Below are 13,589 nucleotides of genomic sequence, written 5' to 3'. Positions count from 1 at the left end.
GTAGTTCGGGCGCTGGTGTTCTTCGCTACGACTCCCGCGTTGGGACTCGTCGTCGCGGCCGTGCTGTTCCTGACCGCGCATCATCGTCTGCTCGACGGGGTTGAAACCGCTCTCAGAGCTACCGCCGTACTGATTTTGTCCCTCCTCGCGCCGGCCGGAGTCGCGGTCCGACTGGCCGTGGCGCTGACTCGTCTCGTGCGGACCGGTCTGCTGGTGGCGTTGTCCGGACTGCTGGTGCTGTTGACCGCGGTGTTGGCGGCCGGACTGCTGTTGGCCGGATTGGTGCTGGCCGGTCTGCTGGTGTTCGCCAATCTGGTGCTGGGCAGACTGTCGATGCTGGCCCGACTGCTGGTGTTGGCCGCTCTGCTGGCCGGACTGCTGGTGCTGGCCAGACTGCTGGCCGGACTGCTGGTGCTGGCCAGACTGCTGGCCGGACCGCCGACTCCCGTACCGGCCGCCGCTTCCGCCGTGCTGGCTCAGTTCGTGAACGCCGCTCTGCTGACGCCGGGACTGGCCGCGCTCTTGGTTCTGCCCGACCTCGTGGCGCTGACTGGCCTCGTGTCGGCCGGACTGTTGACCGGACTGCTGGTGGCCGGACTGCTGACCGGATTGCTGGTGGCCGGACTGTTGGTGACTGGATTGCTGGCCGGTCTGATGCCGACCGGTCTGCTGGTGCTGACCCATGTGCCCGGACTGCTGACCGGTCTGCCGGCGGTCGCTTCCGTATCGCTTGCCCTGCTGGCCGGACTGGTGGCGACCGGACTGGTCGTGACTGCCTCCACCGGACTGCATGTGGCCTCCTGAACCGGAGTGTTGTCCTCCCTGCCGGCCGGTTTGGATGTCACCGCCGCGCGTCGAGTGCTGGGCGGTCTGATGGCCCGTCGGTTGCTGTCCGGATTGTTGGTGCCGTCCGGATTGCTGGTGCTGTCCGGACTGGTAGCGTCGCCCGGACTGCTGGTGTCGTCCGGATTGCTGGTGGCCGGACTCCTGACGCCCGGACTGTCGGCCGCTCTCTCCTCGTCGGTCTCGGCCACCCGACGAGTACCGGCCACCTGCGGTATCACCTTCGCCCTGCGAACTGCGCTCGTGACGGTTCTCGTCTCCGCGATTCTCTCCCCAGCGGTTGCGATTGTCTCGTGCCATAATCAGGTCCTCCCGTGGGGAGACGCCACGGGATTTTCCTTATGTGTACTGGGCGGAGTCTGACAGAATTCCGGCCGGCGTCGGGGCGCGGGCCGCGCTATCGGAGGTGAGCACGCTTAAGGCGAGTCGCCTACACCTCTCTCACATGGAACCACGGGACCTCTCCTCGCACACGGTGTATCAGGCCGGGCGAGGCATCGAGGAGGTCGCTCGGGAACTCGGACTGAATCCCGACGACCTCGTGAAACTCGCCTCGAACGAGAACCCCTTCGGCCCCAGTCCGGCCGCGGTCGAGGCCATCGAGGACGCCGCGGGGTCGGCCAACTCCTACCCCAAGGCCTCCCACGCCGACCTCACCGAGAAACTGGCCGACGAGTGGGGCGTCGAATCCGCCCAAGTCTGGTTGGGCAACGGCGGCGACGGGGTGCTGGACTACCTCGCTCGCGCCACGCTCGAACCCGGCGACACCGTTCTCGTGCCGGAACCGGGCTTCGCCTACTACGGGATGAGCGCGCGCTTCCACCACGGCGAGGTCGAACAGTACCGCGTCTCGAAGATGGAAGACTTCGCGTTGACCGCCGAGACGGTCCTCGACGACTACGACGGCGAGCGAATCGTCTACCTGACGAGTCCCCACAACCCGACCGGCAAGCGATTCGACCTCGACGCAATCAAGGAGATTGCCGACGAAACCGGCGACCACACCCTCGTCGTGGTAGACGAGGCCTACGGCGAGTTCGCCGACGCGCCGAGCGCAGTCGAACTTCTCGAAGACCGAGACGACATCGCAGTCCTCCGGACATTCTCGAAGGTCTACGGATTGGCGGGCGTTCGACTCGGCTACGGCATCGTCCCCGAGGAGTGGGCCGACGCCTACGCCCGCGTCAACACGCCCTTCGCCGCGAGCGAAATCGCCTGCCGGGCGGGCCTCTCTGCGCTGGACGACGACGACCACGCCGAGAAGACGGTCGAGACTGCCGAGTGGGCACGGGAGTACATGTACGAACACCTCGACGCGCCGACGTGGGAGAGCCACGGCAACTTCGTCCTCGCGGAGGTCGGCGACGCCGAGACGGTCGCCGACGAACTCCAGCGCCGAGGAGTAATCGTCCGAGACTGCTCGTCGTTCGGCCTGCCCGAGTGCGTCCGCATCACTTGCGGAACCAAAGACGAGACCCGGCGCGCGGTCTCGGAACTCAACGAGGTGCTGTCGCCGTGAGAGTCGTCGTGACGGGCACGCCCGGCACGGGCAAGACCTCGGCGGTCGAGCAGTTAGACACCGATTTGGAGGTCGTCCACCTCAACGACCTCATCGAATCCGAGGGCCTCTGGACCGAGCGCGACGACGAGCGCGACAGCCTCGTCGCCGACCTCGACGCGGTGGCCGAGCGGTTGGAGGGCAAAGACGGCCTCCTCGTGGAGTCGCACCTCGCGCACCACCTCGGCGCAGACGAGGACGACGCCGCGGACGAGGGAGTGGACAAGGTAATCGTCCTGCGGTGCCACCCCGAGGAGCTACAGCGCAGGCTCACCGAGCGCGGCGAACCCGACGCCAAAGCCGCGGAGAACGCCGAGAGCGAGGCCCTCGACGTGATTCTCTCTGAGGCGGTCAACACACACGGCGTCGAGAACGTCTACGAAATCGAGACGACCGACCGCACGCCACCAGAGGTCGCCGCCGAGATTTCGGCGGTCGTGGCGGGCGAACGCGAACCGAGTGCGGGCGAGGTGTCGTACATAAACTACCTATGACGCTCGACCAGTTCCGACACGTCGCCGACCGGGCGCTCGAACCGTTCGTCTCGCTCTCGACCAGACTCGGCCTGACACCCGACGCGGTTAGCGTCGTCGCCTTCGCGCTGGCGGGCGGTGCCGGCGGGACGTTCTATCTCGGGAGCGACGAGCCGATTTGGTATCTCGCCGGGTCGGTCCTCGTCTTTTTGAACGGGTGGCTCGACCTGCTGGACGGCGCGCTGGCCCGCGAGTTGGGAACCGACTCGAAGGCCGGCGACCTGCTGGACCACGTACTCGACAGGTACGCCGACATCGTGGTCATCTCGGGGCTGGCGGCCGGAATCGGCGAGTACGCGCTCGGCCTGCTGGCGGTGACGGGCGTGCTGATGACCTCGTATTTGGGCACGCAGGCCCAAGCCGTCGGACTGGACCGGGTGTACGGCGGCCTACTGGGCCGGGCCGACCGCCTCGCGCTCATCGGCGTGACGGGCGTCCTTGCCGCAATCGTGACGGACGCGTTCGCCGGATTCACGGTCGTCGGGTGGTTGCTGGTCGTCTTCGCGGTTGTCGGGCACTTCACCGCACTCCAGCGATTCTACTACGCGTGGCGCGAACTATCGTCGTGAAAATTGCGCGCCGTTTAGATACCTTTTTCATCCCTGATAGAAACGAAACTAACCGAGGTAGCGACGTGTCATGACGGACAAAAGACCCGGCGAGTCGGGCATCAACGTAGATTTGGAAGATATCCTGCCGGCGAACAGTCACATCACGATGGACGAGTTCCTCGAAACCGCCGAGGAGGTAGACTCCCTGTTCGAGTTGAGTAGAGAGACGCGCCTCTCGCGCGAGAAGTGCAGGCGAATTCTGAAGTACTTCGAGCGAAGCGAGGAGGTAAAGCAGGGCTTCGGGTTCCTGCGCGACCAGCGCGACGAGCGCGTGCCGTAGCTCTCGGACAGGGATTTCGGTTCCGACTCGTCCCGCCATCGGCGTGGAATTTAAGACCGGCGACAGACTACCTCTCGGTATGGTTCAGTGTGAGATGTGTGGCGCCGAGACTGGCTCCCCCAAGACCATCAAGGTCGAGGGAGCCGAGTTGGACGTCTGCGACAACTGTTCGGACTTCGGGACCGAGGTCAAAACGCAGGACGATGCGAGTTCGACCTCCACGAAGTACTCGACCTCCTCGTCGAGTAGTTCGTCGTCCTCGTCGTCGTCCAGTACGTCGTCGAGTTCCTCCCAATCGCGGCGCTCGGACATGTTCGACGATATGGACGAAATCGCCCCGGACTACGACGACCGTATCCGAAACGCCCGCGAGAGTACCGGCATGAGCCAAGAGGACCTCGCCAACGAACTCAACGAGAAAGCTAGCCTCATCCGGAAACTCGAACGCGGCGACGTGCTTCCCAGCGACGAAGTGCAGAAGAAACTCGAAAGCGAGTTGGGCATCACGCTAACGACCGGCGGGTCCGGCGACGACGAGGAGTGGAGCGGCGGCAGTTCCACCGGCGAGTACACCCTCGGCGACGTGGTCAAGCGCAAGGACTAGAGACGAGGTTTTTGTTGCGAGAGGAGTCGCTCCCTCGCGGTGCAACCGCTGGTGCGCTCCGCGAGGAGTCGCGTAGCGCGTGCCGAACTGATTTCACACCCGCGAAAGCTATCTGACCAGTCTACAGCTTTCGCGGGGTGGATGAGTCTGATCTCCCGCTCCACCCTTTCCGTCGGAACCGTCCCCATCGAAGACAGGACACGACAATCGCGCTCCCTTTCGTTCTCGCAACCTATTAGTCGCGCCCGACGGTCGGTTCAGGTATGGAAATCGTCGTCAATCTCAAGGCGTACCCCTGCGACCCAGTGGAAGTCGCCACCGCCGCCCGCGAGGTCAGCGAGGAGACCGGCGCGAGCATCGCAATCGCACCCCAGTCAGCGCACCTCCAGCGCGTGGCCGAGACGGGCGTCGAGACGTGGGCACAGCACGTCAGCCCGGTCGAACACGGCAGTCACACCGGTTCGACGCTCGCGGAGGCCACAGCGGAGGCGGGCGCGACCGGGACCCTCATAAATCACTCCGAGCGAAGACTCAAACTCGCCGACATCGACGCGGCGGTCGAAGCGGCCGAGCGCGCGGGTCTCGAAACCTGCGTCTGCGCCAACAACCCCGACCAAATCGGTGCCGTGGCCGCGCTCGGTCCGGACGCCGTGGCGGTCGAACCCCCGGAACTCATCGGCACCGGCACGCCGGTCAGCAAGGCCGACCCGGACATCGTGACCGACGCCGTGGCCGCCGCCGAGGACGTGGACGACTCCGTGCCGGTCTACTGCGGCGCGGGCATCTCGACCGGCGAGGACCTGACCTCGGCCCGAGAGTTGGGCGCTGAAGGCGTCCTGCTGGCCAGCGGCGTGGCGAAGGCAGACGACCCCAAGGAGGCGTTGGAGAATCTGGTCGCGCCGTTGTAATCCCGCCCCAGAATTGTAATTCGTTGTTTTGCAATTGTCCTTCGTTCTTTGAGACTGCCGTGTCAGGCTTCGATAATCCAGTGGTCGTCGTCCTGCTTGCGGAGCGTCGATTTCTCGCGCATCCGGACGACGTAGCCCGTGACGGTGTTCTCTAACTCGTGGTCGGCCTTGACGCGGACGAGGTTGCCCAGCACTTGGGCAGAGGGCGGTTTCTGGGCCGCGCCGCAGTCGTAGATTGTCAGCAGTTCGGTCTCGCGCTCGTCGTAGACCACGACGTAGGCGTGTTGGGGGAGTTGCCACTCGTCCTCGGCGTTTTCGTCGGTCCGGGCCAGCGTGTTCATATCCGAGGATTGTCCTCGGCGGGGTAAAAAGCCTCGTCGTCGGACGCCAGCAGTCCGAATTCGGGAGTCAGTCGTCCACGTCCGGCAGTTCCTCGGCCACCTGCGCTAAGGTCTCCTCGCGGGTCTCGTCGTCCATCTCGCCGTCGGTCAGCGCCGCCAGCAGACTCGGCAGGGCGGCGACGTACTCCCCGCTCCCGGCGTGCTGGACGAACCCGCGCTGGCGGAGCGTCCGGTTGTGGTTGTACGCGAGGTGGCGGTCCTCCGGGCCGCCAGCAGAGACGTGGGACTCGTCCGGACTCGCGGGACCCTCCCGGAGGTAGTAGGCCAGCATCCCGCGCTCGACCGGTTCGAGGGCGTCTAACTCCTCGCGGATGGCATCGAGGGGGCCGCGCTCCTCGTCTCGGCGCTCGGCCTCGGCGTCACCTCCGGTCTCGGTCCCCGAATCGGTCGCTCGGGTCTCGGTTCCCGATTCGGCGTCTTCGGGGTTCATCCCCGGCCCGGCGTCTTCGGGGTCGAACCCGCCGAGGTCGGCCTGTTGGGCCTGCTGGGCCTGCTGATTTTCGCCGGCAGTACCGCCGGCAGGGCCGCCTGCCGGCCCCTGTCTGGCGGGTTGGTCTCGGACGATTCGGCCGCCGCTCTCGCCGCCCCCGCCAGCGTCGATGTAGGGATTCGCGCGCCGGTTCCGCGACTGGTCGAGCATCGCCTTGGCGAACTTGTCGGCGACCTCCTCCATCTCGCGGGCCTCCTCCAGTTGTCGTTCGAGGTCGGTGATTCGCTCGTCTTTCTTCTGGAGTTTCTGTTTCAGTTCCTCGATTCGGTCCTCCCTGCGGGCCTCCTCCTCGCTTATTTCCCGGAGGTCCGAAACGAGGTCGTCGCTGACCGACTTCAAGTCCGGGCGCTCGAAGTCGTCCAACCCCGGCGTGGCCCCGGCGTCGAACGTCTGCTTGCGGTGGAACTGGACCCGGCGGGTCTCCTCGGACCAGTCGGTCGTCAGGAAGGCCTCGCCGTCGCCCATGTCCTCGATTGCGTCGGCGTACTCCCGGCCCAAAATCCGCCCGACGACCTTGGTGTCGTTGTTCCACGTGAGTCTGTGCCACACTAGCCAGTCGCATTGGGTGATGAAATCTTTCTTCACATCTGCGGGGCGCTGGCTGATGCCCGCGATTCCGAGGCCGTGCTTGCGGCCCCGCTTGCCGATTTTGATGAGCATCCGACCGCACTCGTCCATTCCGCCGCCTTCGGGAATGTACTCGTGGACCTCCTCGACCACCATCAGGAAGGGCTTCTTGAGTTTCTTCTCCTTGGCGAACAGTTGGCGCGCGACTTCCGTCAGGAGTTCCTTGCCGTCGTCCTCGTTCAGGTAGCCCGACACGTCGAGGATGATGGGCACGTTGTCCTCCAACGCGAGCGAAGCGAGTCGCTCGGCGTGTTCGGGGTTGACTTGGATGTCGCACTCGTCGTCCGCCCCGGCGTGTAAAAGTTCGTACTCCTCTTTGAGACCGTAGTACTCCCCATCTGTGTCCACCAGCATTACCGGGTATCCGCCGTCTAAGAGCTTTTCCGCCACGACGCTCATCGTGTTCGACTTCCCGCTTCCGGACTTGCCGGTGATGAACGCTCGGCCGGTCAACACTTCCACGACGGGCAGTTCCACGGGGTCGCCGGGGTCGCCAGCGGTGCCGCCCTTCCCGGCGCTGACTTCGGCCACGTCGATGGTCTCCTGCGACATTCCTTGCGGGCAACCTCTCACCCGGCCCTCATAAACTGTCGGGCACCGACGTTTCGCCGATTTCGAGAGGACGCCCCGGACCGAAATCAGCCGAAATCGCCGAGTGAGACCTGTCCCTCGGACCCGGAATCGTCGGCGCGGTCGGCGTCCGCGTTTTCGTCCTCGTCGTTCAGGGCCAACTCGTCGGCGGCCTCGTCCACGGCGTCCCACTCCCGGCCGAGCGACAACTGGCCATCGGGGTCGGACTGGTCGGTTGCTCCGTCCTCGGAGCCGCCGGAGTCCGCGGGTTCACCCGGCGAATTCGGCCATCCAGCGCCGAGCGATAGCTGGTCGTCGTCCGCGGGACCGCCGGTTTCCGGGTCTGTCTCGGCGCTCTCTGCCGACTCCCACCCGTCGCCGAGACTGGCCTGCTCGCCTTCGGCGAACGAGAGGTTCGAGACTCGGACGCCGACCTTCCGGACCTCCTCGCCGTCGAACTCAGAGAGGAGGTCGAGGCCGATTTCCGTCACCAGTTCGGGTTCGTCTACCGGCCCCGGAAGCGACTTGGCGCGGGTGTTCACGTCGAAGGGCGGCGTCACGGCCTTGATGCCGATGGTCTGGTAGAGCGCGCCCTTCCGACTCGCCCGGTCGGCCACCGCCTCGGCGAGCGTCCGAATCTGGTCGCGCTTGGCCTCGTCGTCGTCGGTGGCCTCGGTGAAGGCCGACTCGCGCGAGAGGCTCTTGGGCCGGCCGGTGGGCGTGACCTCGCGCTGGTCGTCGCCGCGGGCGCGGCGGTGCATCTCCGCGCCGCGCTCGCCGAAGGTCGCTTCGAGGACCCCGCGGTCGGCCTCGGCGAGGTCCCCCGCTGTTTCGATGTCCATCCCGCGCAGTTCGCGGGCCGTGACGGGGCCGACGCCGTGAATCTCGCCCACGTCGAGGGGCGCGAGGAAGTCCCGGACCTCACCGGGTTCGACAACCACGAGACCGTCTGGCTTGTCGTAGTCGCTGGCGATTTTCGCTGTGGACATGTTGGGCGCGACCCCGACGCTGGCGGTGACGCCGACCTCCCGGTCGATGCGGTTCTTGACGTGACGGGCGAACCCCTCGGCGACCTCCCACGCGGTCCGGTCGGTCACGTCGAGGTAGGCCTCGTCGATGCTGACCTCCCGCACCACGTCGGCCGAGTCGTGGAGGATTTCTTTGACCTCCGAACTGACCTCCTCGTAGTAGTCCATGTCCACCGGTCGGTAGTAGCCCGCGTCGGCGGCGTCCTCGCCCTCCGCCACCTCGGCTTTTCGGGGGAGGCGTTCGAGCGCGGTCGAGATGGCTTGGGCGCTATCGACGCCGTATTCGCGGGCCTCGTAACTCGCGGTGGCGACCGCGCCGTGGGTCGCGCCCTCCTCGTAGCCCATTCCGACCACGACCGGTTCGCCAGTCAGCTTCGGTTCTCTGCGGCGCTCGCAGGCCGCGTAGAAGCAGTCCATGTCCACGTGGAGGACGATTGGGTCGGCGTCCTCGTCGTCGGGCGTCCCCGGTAGACGCGACCCGCCAGCGGTCATTGACAGGGGTTGGTTTCCGCGGTGGGTTAAAGGTTCAGTTCGGGTGCCGGTTTACCCGAGGACCCACTCGTCCACGAACCGATAGGCCGAGGAGACGCCCGAGTAGACCGGATAGGGGGTGCGCTGGGCGAGGGCGTAGAGCGCCCGGTTCCGGTTCGAGTCGGCCGGGTCGGCCCCCAGATTCTCGACGTTCTGGTTGCGCAACCACGCGAAGAACGCCTCGGCCTCGGGATAGGGGTACTCGTCGCCGGGGTTCGTCCGCTCCTGCATGTCGCGCCACATCAGGCGCTCGTAGTCGCTGAGTCGCCAGTCGTCGGTTTCGAGTCGTCGCCGGACGTACTCGAACGTCTCGCGGTCGAACTCGTAGCCGTGGTCGGCGGGGTCCAAGCCCGAGAGCAGGAGACCGACCGCGGTCCGCATGCACTTCAGGCACTCCGAGCAGTTGTCGCCCTCGCGGGAACACGACCGAATCTGGAGGTCCGGGGCTTGCTGGCGGACGTAGTCGGCGATGCGCTCGATTCGGTCCTGTCGAGTCAGGTCGTAGACGGCGTGTTCGACGGTGGTGTCGGCCCACGCCACCTCGTCCACGATTCGGTGGTGTGAACCACCCGGCGGTTCGCCGCCCTCCCACCCGGAGGCCGCGATGCGGAGGGTATCGACGCCCTCGGCCGCCGTGAGGGGCGCGCAGGTCCCTAGCAGACTCAGGCCGTAGCCAACTGAGGTTATCCAGTCGTCGGCGTAGTGGTCGCCGAACCGGGCGTTGAGGAGGAACACGTCGAGCGCCGAGTGGAGATTCATCCGGACGAACCGGTTCTTGACGCCGCGGGACTCGCCGAACTCGCGGAGTTCGGGCGCTCGCTTGGCCCACGCGGTCCGGTCGTCTAACTCGATGTCGAAGCCGTGGATGGAGACCAGTAGGGGGTCGGCCTCGCGGTGGCGGACGTAGGAGGCCACCGAGTCCACGCCCCCGCTGAACAGCACCGCGTCGTCGCTGTCGGCGAGCGACGACTGCGGGCCGGTCCCGTCGCCCGACGACCGCTCGACGCTTCCGCCGTCGAACGCCACGTCCGAGGTTTCGACGCGCCGGTCGGCCCGCACCTCGCTGGCGGATACGAACTCGGGGTATAGCTCCTCGAACCCCTCGCGGACCGCTTCGAGGGCGTCCAGAAACCGCGAATCGACCGCCGGGGCCGACACGTCCGCGCCGGTGGCCCACGCCACCGGGCAGAGGTTGGCCAGACAGGGGATGACGAGAACGCTCTCGGGGACCGCGCTCACGTCCACGTCGTACTCGACGGCGAGGTCCTCGGCGAAGAACCGGCCGACAGAGGTCGAGCAGTCGTACTCGTACTCGACTCGCCCGCCCGCGACCGCTACGTCGGTGATTTCGATGTCGGGCATCTCAGGTTCTCGGAGGGTCGACGCGGGTCCAGTTTCGGGATGGCGCGGCCGGTGGTGTCGCTGTGCGCTGGTCGCTCGGTTGGCGGTCTCCCGGTTGCATGCTCCCCTCTGGGAGACGCGCGCCATTAATTCGGGTGGCCGCCGCCGACGACCGGCCATACCGCGGATTCGGAGCGGTTCGGGCGGGCGCTCCGCCATTTTCCGCAAATAATTCTGATTGGTAAAGACACGTTTATATAGTTCTAGAAAAGGTTCTGTTGTGTTTGGGACCTACCCCGACAGGCGCTCGTCGAGGTAGGAGTACGCCGAGTAGAGCGGCGAGTAGACCCCGGCGGGCGTGTGGCGGGCGACGGCGTAGAGCGCCCGGTTTCGCACCGAGTCGGTCGAATCGGCGTTCGTGGACCGCACTGCGAGCGCGTCGATGTCGGCGTTCCGAAGCCACCGGAAGAAGTCCTCGGCCTCCGGGTAGGGATACTCACGCTCCGGGTCGGCGTGGTTCTGGATGTCTCGCCACATGAACCGCTCGTCCGCGCCGAGGTGCCAGTTGCCCGCCTCGAACTGCTCGCGGACGTATTCGAGGGTCCGGCCGTCGAAGTCGTAGCCGTGATTCGCGGGGTCGAGTCCCGCCAGCAGGAGACCGGCCCCGGTCCGGGCGCACTTCTCGCACCGCGAGCAGTTGCCTGCGACCGCCGAGCAGGTCCGGAGTCGGAGATTCGGGGCTTCGTTCCAGACGTACTCGGCGATGCGATAGAGTTTCTGCTGGCGGGTCCACTCGTAGGCGTCGTGTTCGACGGCGGTGTCGGCCCACGCCACCTCGTTGTCGGTCACCGGGTGAGACCCCCACTCGTGGTCGAACTCCGCCGAGTGGGTCGCCGCGATGTAGAGGGTCCCGATGTCTTCGACTTCTGCGAGTGGCGCGCACGCCCCGAGCAGGCCGAGACCGTGGTGGACCGAGGTTATCCAGTTGTCGTCGTAGAACCGCCCGAAGTGAGCGTTGAGCATCACCAGATTCAGCGACGACTGCATGTTCATCCGGACGAACCGGTGGTCGAGGCCCCGGTCGTCGCTGAACTGCCGGAGTTCGGCCCGGCGTTCGGCCCACTGGTCGGTCGCGTCGGCGGGAATGTCGAACCCGTGGATAGAGACGAGGAGCGGGTCCTCGTCGCGGTGGCGGACGTAGGACGCCACCGAGTCCACGCCCCCGCTGAACAGCAGGCCGCTCCGGGCGTCCGCGCGCGAGGAGTCCGTCGCGTTCTCCACGATTTCCTTGGCGTACACCGTCGCCTCCTCGGCGAACTCCGGGTGGAGGCGCTCGAACCCCTTCCGAACTTCCGTCAGCGCCCGGAGGAAGGTCCCGTCGATTTTGGGGACGTACACGTCCGCGCCGGTCGCCCACGCCACCGGACAGAGGTTCGCCACGAGGGGAATCACGAGGAGACTCTCGGGGACCTCGCTCACGTCCACGTCGTACTCGACGGCGAGGTCCTCGCCAAAGAACCGCCGGACGCCGGGCGAGGGCCGGTAGTCGTACTCGACCCGCCGGCCGTCGGTCCGCACGTCGGTCACGACGATACTCGCTGAGTCGCCACCCGAGGACATACCTCTGTTCGGGGGCCGGACCGCCAATAACTCGTTCGTCCGTTTACCCGAGTAACATCTCAGTTCGCCGACTAACGTCTGACATTCTTCGGGATGGCCCGCTTACGACCGCAGAACCGCGTCGGAGGGGGCGGACAATCGGTCGTTGAACCCCGACCGACGCTCGGTCGTCGTCCGGTCGCCGCGAGTATCGGCCCGTGTCTCGGCAGATGCTCGCGCCGAGCGAGCAGTAGCGTCCTATCAGGCGATGTCGCCGTCCCGGAGGAGGTCGGCGACGACGTGAACGTAGAGGACTCCCGCGGTAAAGACGGCGTACACCGGCGCGACGAGCGCGAGGCCGGAGACCAGCGCCCCGCCGACCAGCGCGTGGGTCAGCAGGCGGTGGGTTTCGAGCGTCCCGGTGTCCACGCCGTCGAAGACCTGCTCCTGCTCGGTGAACGCGAACTTCGGGTCGGTGACGCACCGCCGGAAGTGCGACCAGTCGCCCGCGTGGTACCGTGCCACGGCGAAGTGGTCGAGGTCGATGAACACCGACAGCAGGACGCCGTAGGCGAACAGCGCGAGGGCCTCGGTCGGCACCGAGACGGGGAGCGCCGCGACCAGCAAACCGGACGCCACCGCGCCGAGGGCGGCGTGTTCGGGGGACTTCATCGGCCGGGGGTTCGCAGGCCGGGTAGTTAGTACGTCGGGATTCCCGGCTTACTCGCTCTCGCTGACGGGAATATCGACCGCGTTCTCCGGGTCCGAGTCGGGGCGCTCGGGGACCGCCTCCCGCACGGCGTCGGGAATCCGGACCTCGGGCTTGTCTGGCAGGTCATCGGTCCCCGGCAGGTAGAGTCGCTTCTCGGTGCCCGGAATCCCGACGCCCGACTCGGCGCTTGGCAGGTCGATTTCGTCGGCCACGTCGGGCGTATCGCGGTCCACCGACCGGAACTGGCGGTAGGCCTCCGCGAAGTTGATGGCCTCCTCCTCGGTCCCCTCGAAGGCCTCGTTCAGGGCCTCGACGTTCTCGCCGAGGTACTGAGTGAGGGAGTGGTCCTCGCCGTACTTTTCGGCGGCGCGGTCGTGGAGGAACCCGCCGATGGCGGCTCCTCCGGTGTTGGCGTACTTGACGATGGTGCCCTGATTCTCGTAGACGATTTGCCCGGCGAACAGCGCCGCGCCGAGGTAGTTGGTCGAGATGCCGAGTTTGGTGGCGACGGGTTTGACGACCGTGAGCGGGATGTCGCTGTGTTTGACGAGCCACGACGCGATGTGATGGGTGGGCATTAGCTACGTTGGGTAGTGGACGAGGACGGGTTACTGTTGTGGCGGTCAGATACCCGGAGTTCGGCGGTCGGTTCGGTAGCGCGAGCAACTACGCTGTGGCGCGAGTTTGCTTACGCTGTGACGCGAGTCGGACGTGCCGACAGCTTCAGCTATCGGGCTACACGGCGTCGCTCAAAATAAGGACAGTTGAAACGGATTTTACCAAGTCGAGAACGGACTGCAGGTGAAGCCACAGCCGTCACTGTGGTCGGACTTCTGCTCGGGGGCGTCCTCGACGGACGTGTTGAACTCGCTGTCGTACTGTGCCTTGCTACCAGCGTCAGCCTCGATTGCAACGGACATAGCAAAAGGTATATTATTATTCCCTAGTGTTAA

The 13,589-nt window shown here is 66.1% G+C and carries 16 protein-coding genes; 8 read left to right on the top strand and 8 right to left on the bottom strand.

Annotated elements, in window-relative coordinates; translation table 11 throughout:
• Positions 1-135 precede the first annotated feature (135 nt).
• The 8 genes from P2T57_RS04030 to tpiA all read left to right on the top strand — a co-directional run bounded on the left by P2T57_RS04030 (position 136) and on the right by tpiA (position 5,337).
• A complete protein-coding gene (locus P2T57_RS04030; RefSeq protein WP_276301197.1) occupies positions 136-804 on the top strand; it encodes a hypothetical protein in 669 nt (222 codons plus the stop codon).
• Between the two features lie 69 nt (positions 805-873).
• Complete coding sequence (locus P2T57_RS04025) at positions 874-1,206, top strand: hypothetical protein (protein ID WP_276301196.1); 333 nt, start codon at positions 874-876, stop codon at positions 1,204-1,206.
• An 82-nt stretch (positions 1,207-1,288) separates the two neighbouring features.
• Positions 1,289-2,362 carry a histidinol-phosphate transaminase gene (hisC, locus tag P2T57_RS04020; protein ID WP_276301195.1) on the top strand — a complete coding sequence of 358 codons (1,074 nt, stop codon included), beginning with the start codon at positions 1,289-1,291 and terminating at the stop codon, positions 2,360-2,362.
• Positions 2,359-2,895 (top strand): adenylate kinase family protein, encoded by a 537-nt coding sequence (locus P2T57_RS04015; protein ID WP_276301194.1) that lies wholly within the window; start codon positions 2,359-2,361, stop codon positions 2,893-2,895. The genes hisC and P2T57_RS04015 overlap by 4 nt, the downstream gene beginning before the upstream one ends.
• The gene (locus tag P2T57_RS04010; protein WP_276301193.1) at positions 2,892-3,503 is read left to right on the top strand and encodes a CDP-alcohol phosphatidyltransferase family protein; all 612 of its coding nucleotides are present in this window, start codon (positions 2,892-2,894) and stop codon (positions 3,501-3,503) included. Before P2T57_RS04015 ends, P2T57_RS04010 begins: the two co-directional genes overlap by 4 nt.
• A 70-nt stretch (positions 3,504-3,573) precedes the next feature.
• Positions 3,574-3,825, top strand: coding sequence for a hypothetical protein (locus P2T57_RS04005; RefSeq protein WP_276301192.1), 252 nt, complete (start codon positions 3,574-3,576; stop codon positions 3,823-3,825).
• A 79-nt stretch (positions 3,826-3,904) separates the two neighbouring features.
• Positions 3,905-4,429, top strand: a complete 525-nt coding sequence (locus tag P2T57_RS04000; protein ID WP_276301191.1) for a multiprotein bridging factor aMBF1 — start codon at positions 3,905-3,907, stop codon at positions 4,427-4,429.
• A gap of 263 nt (positions 4,430-4,692) precedes the next feature.
• Positions 4,693-5,337 (top strand): triose-phosphate isomerase, encoded by a 645-nt coding sequence (gene tpiA, locus P2T57_RS03995; protein WP_276301190.1) that lies wholly within the window; start codon positions 4,693-4,695, stop codon positions 5,335-5,337.
• A gap of 62 nt (positions 5,338-5,399) precedes the next feature.
• Here the strand turns inward: tpiA and P2T57_RS03990 are convergent, their stop codons facing one another.
• The 8 genes from P2T57_RS03990 to P2T57_RS03955 form a co-directional block, all read right to left on the bottom strand.
• Entirely contained in the window at positions 5,400-5,678 is a 279-nt protein-coding gene (locus P2T57_RS03990) for a hypothetical protein (protein WP_276301189.1), read from the bottom strand.
• A gap of 67 nt (positions 5,679-5,745) precedes the next feature.
• On the bottom strand, positions 5,746-7,407 hold the full coding sequence (locus P2T57_RS03985) for a helicase HerA domain-containing protein (RefSeq protein WP_276301188.1): 1,662 nt from the start codon (positions 7,405-7,407) through the stop codon (positions 5,746-5,748).
• 86 nt (positions 7,408-7,493) lie between these two features.
• On the bottom strand, positions 7,494-8,945 hold the full coding sequence (gene dinB, locus P2T57_RS03980; RefSeq protein ID WP_276301187.1) for a DNA polymerase IV: 1,452 nt from the start codon (positions 8,943-8,945) through the stop codon (positions 7,494-7,496).
• A 51-nt stretch (positions 8,946-8,996) separates the two neighbouring features.
• On the bottom strand, positions 8,997-10,346 hold the full coding sequence (locus P2T57_RS03975; protein ID WP_276301186.1) for an adenine nucleotide alpha hydrolase family protein: 1,350 nt from the start codon (positions 10,344-10,346) through the stop codon (positions 8,997-8,999).
• Positions 10,347-10,616: 270 nt separating this feature from the next.
• The gene (locus tag P2T57_RS03970; RefSeq protein ID WP_276301185.1) at positions 10,617-11,945 is read right to left on the bottom strand and encodes an adenine nucleotide alpha hydrolase family protein; all 1,329 of its coding nucleotides are present in this window, start codon (positions 11,943-11,945) and stop codon (positions 10,617-10,619) included.
• Positions 11,946-12,185: 240 nt separating this feature from the next.
• Entirely contained in the window at positions 12,186-12,596 is a 411-nt protein-coding gene (locus P2T57_RS03965) for a hypothetical protein (protein WP_276301184.1), read from the bottom strand.
• Positions 12,597-12,644: 48 nt separating this feature from the next.
• Positions 12,645-13,214 carry a hypothetical protein gene (locus P2T57_RS03960; RefSeq protein ID WP_276301183.1) on the bottom strand — a complete coding sequence of 190 codons (570 nt, stop codon included), beginning with the start codon at positions 13,212-13,214 and terminating at the stop codon, positions 12,645-12,647.
• A 198-nt stretch (positions 13,215-13,412) separates the two neighbouring features.
• Entirely contained in the window at positions 13,413-13,556 is a 144-nt protein-coding gene (locus tag P2T57_RS03955) for a hypothetical protein (protein WP_276301182.1), read from the bottom strand.
• Between the last annotated feature and the right edge of the window lie 33 nt (positions 13,557-13,589).

It is taken from the genome of Halorussus lipolyticus, from assembly GCF_029338375.1.
GTDB lineage: Archaea > Halobacteriota > Halobacteria > Halobacteriales > Haladaptataceae > Halorussus > Halorussus lipolyticus.
Note: the sequence above shows the minus strand (reverse complement) of the source record. Positions and strands in the feature narration are given on the sequence as shown.

Coding starts and splice junctions, on each gene's coding strand:
- P2T57_RS03955 (WP_276301182.1), bottom strand. CDS start 13,556: ATGTCCGTTGCAATCGAGGCTGACGCTGGTAGCAAGGCACAGTACGAC.
- P2T57_RS03975 (WP_276301186.1), bottom strand. CDS start 10,346: ATGCCCGACATCGAAATCACCGACGTAGCGGTCGCGGGCGGGCGAGTC.
- tpiA (WP_276301190.1), top strand. CDS start 4,693: ATGGAAATCGTCGTCAATCTCAAGGCGTACCCCTGCGACCCAGTGGAA.
- hisC (WP_276301195.1), top strand. CDS start 1,289: ATGGAACCACGGGACCTCTCCTCGCACACGGTGTATCAGGCCGGGCGA.
- P2T57_RS04000 (WP_276301191.1), top strand. CDS start 3,905: ATGGTTCAGTGTGAGATGTGTGGCGCCGAGACTGGCTCCCCCAAGACC.
- P2T57_RS04025 (WP_276301196.1), top strand. CDS start 874: ATGGCCCGTCGGTTGCTGTCCGGATTGTTGGTGCCGTCCGGATTGCTG.
- P2T57_RS03985 (WP_276301188.1), bottom strand. CDS start 7,407: ATGTCGCAGGAGACCATCGACGTGGCCGAAGTCAGCGCCGGGAAGGGC.
- P2T57_RS04010 (WP_276301193.1), top strand. CDS start 2,892: ATGACGCTCGACCAGTTCCGACACGTCGCCGACCGGGCGCTCGAACCG.
- P2T57_RS03990 (WP_276301189.1), bottom strand. CDS start 5,678: ATGAACACGCTGGCCCGGACCGACGAAAACGCCGAGGACGAGTGGCAA.
- P2T57_RS03965 (WP_276301184.1), bottom strand. CDS start 12,596: ATGAAGTCCCCCGAACACGCCGCCCTCGGCGCGGTGGCGTCCGGTTTG.
- P2T57_RS03970 (WP_276301185.1), bottom strand. CDS start 11,945: ATGTCCTCGGGTGGCGACTCAGCGAGTATCGTCGTGACCGACGTGCGG.
- P2T57_RS03960 (WP_276301183.1), bottom strand. CDS start 13,214: ATGCCCACCCATCACATCGCGTCGTGGCTCGTCAAACACAGCGACATC.
- P2T57_RS04005 (WP_276301192.1), top strand. CDS start 3,574: ATGACGGACAAAAGACCCGGCGAGTCGGGCATCAACGTAGATTTGGAA.
- dinB (WP_276301187.1), bottom strand. CDS start 8,945: ATGACCGCTGGCGGGTCGCGTCTACCGGGGACGCCCGACGACGAGGAC.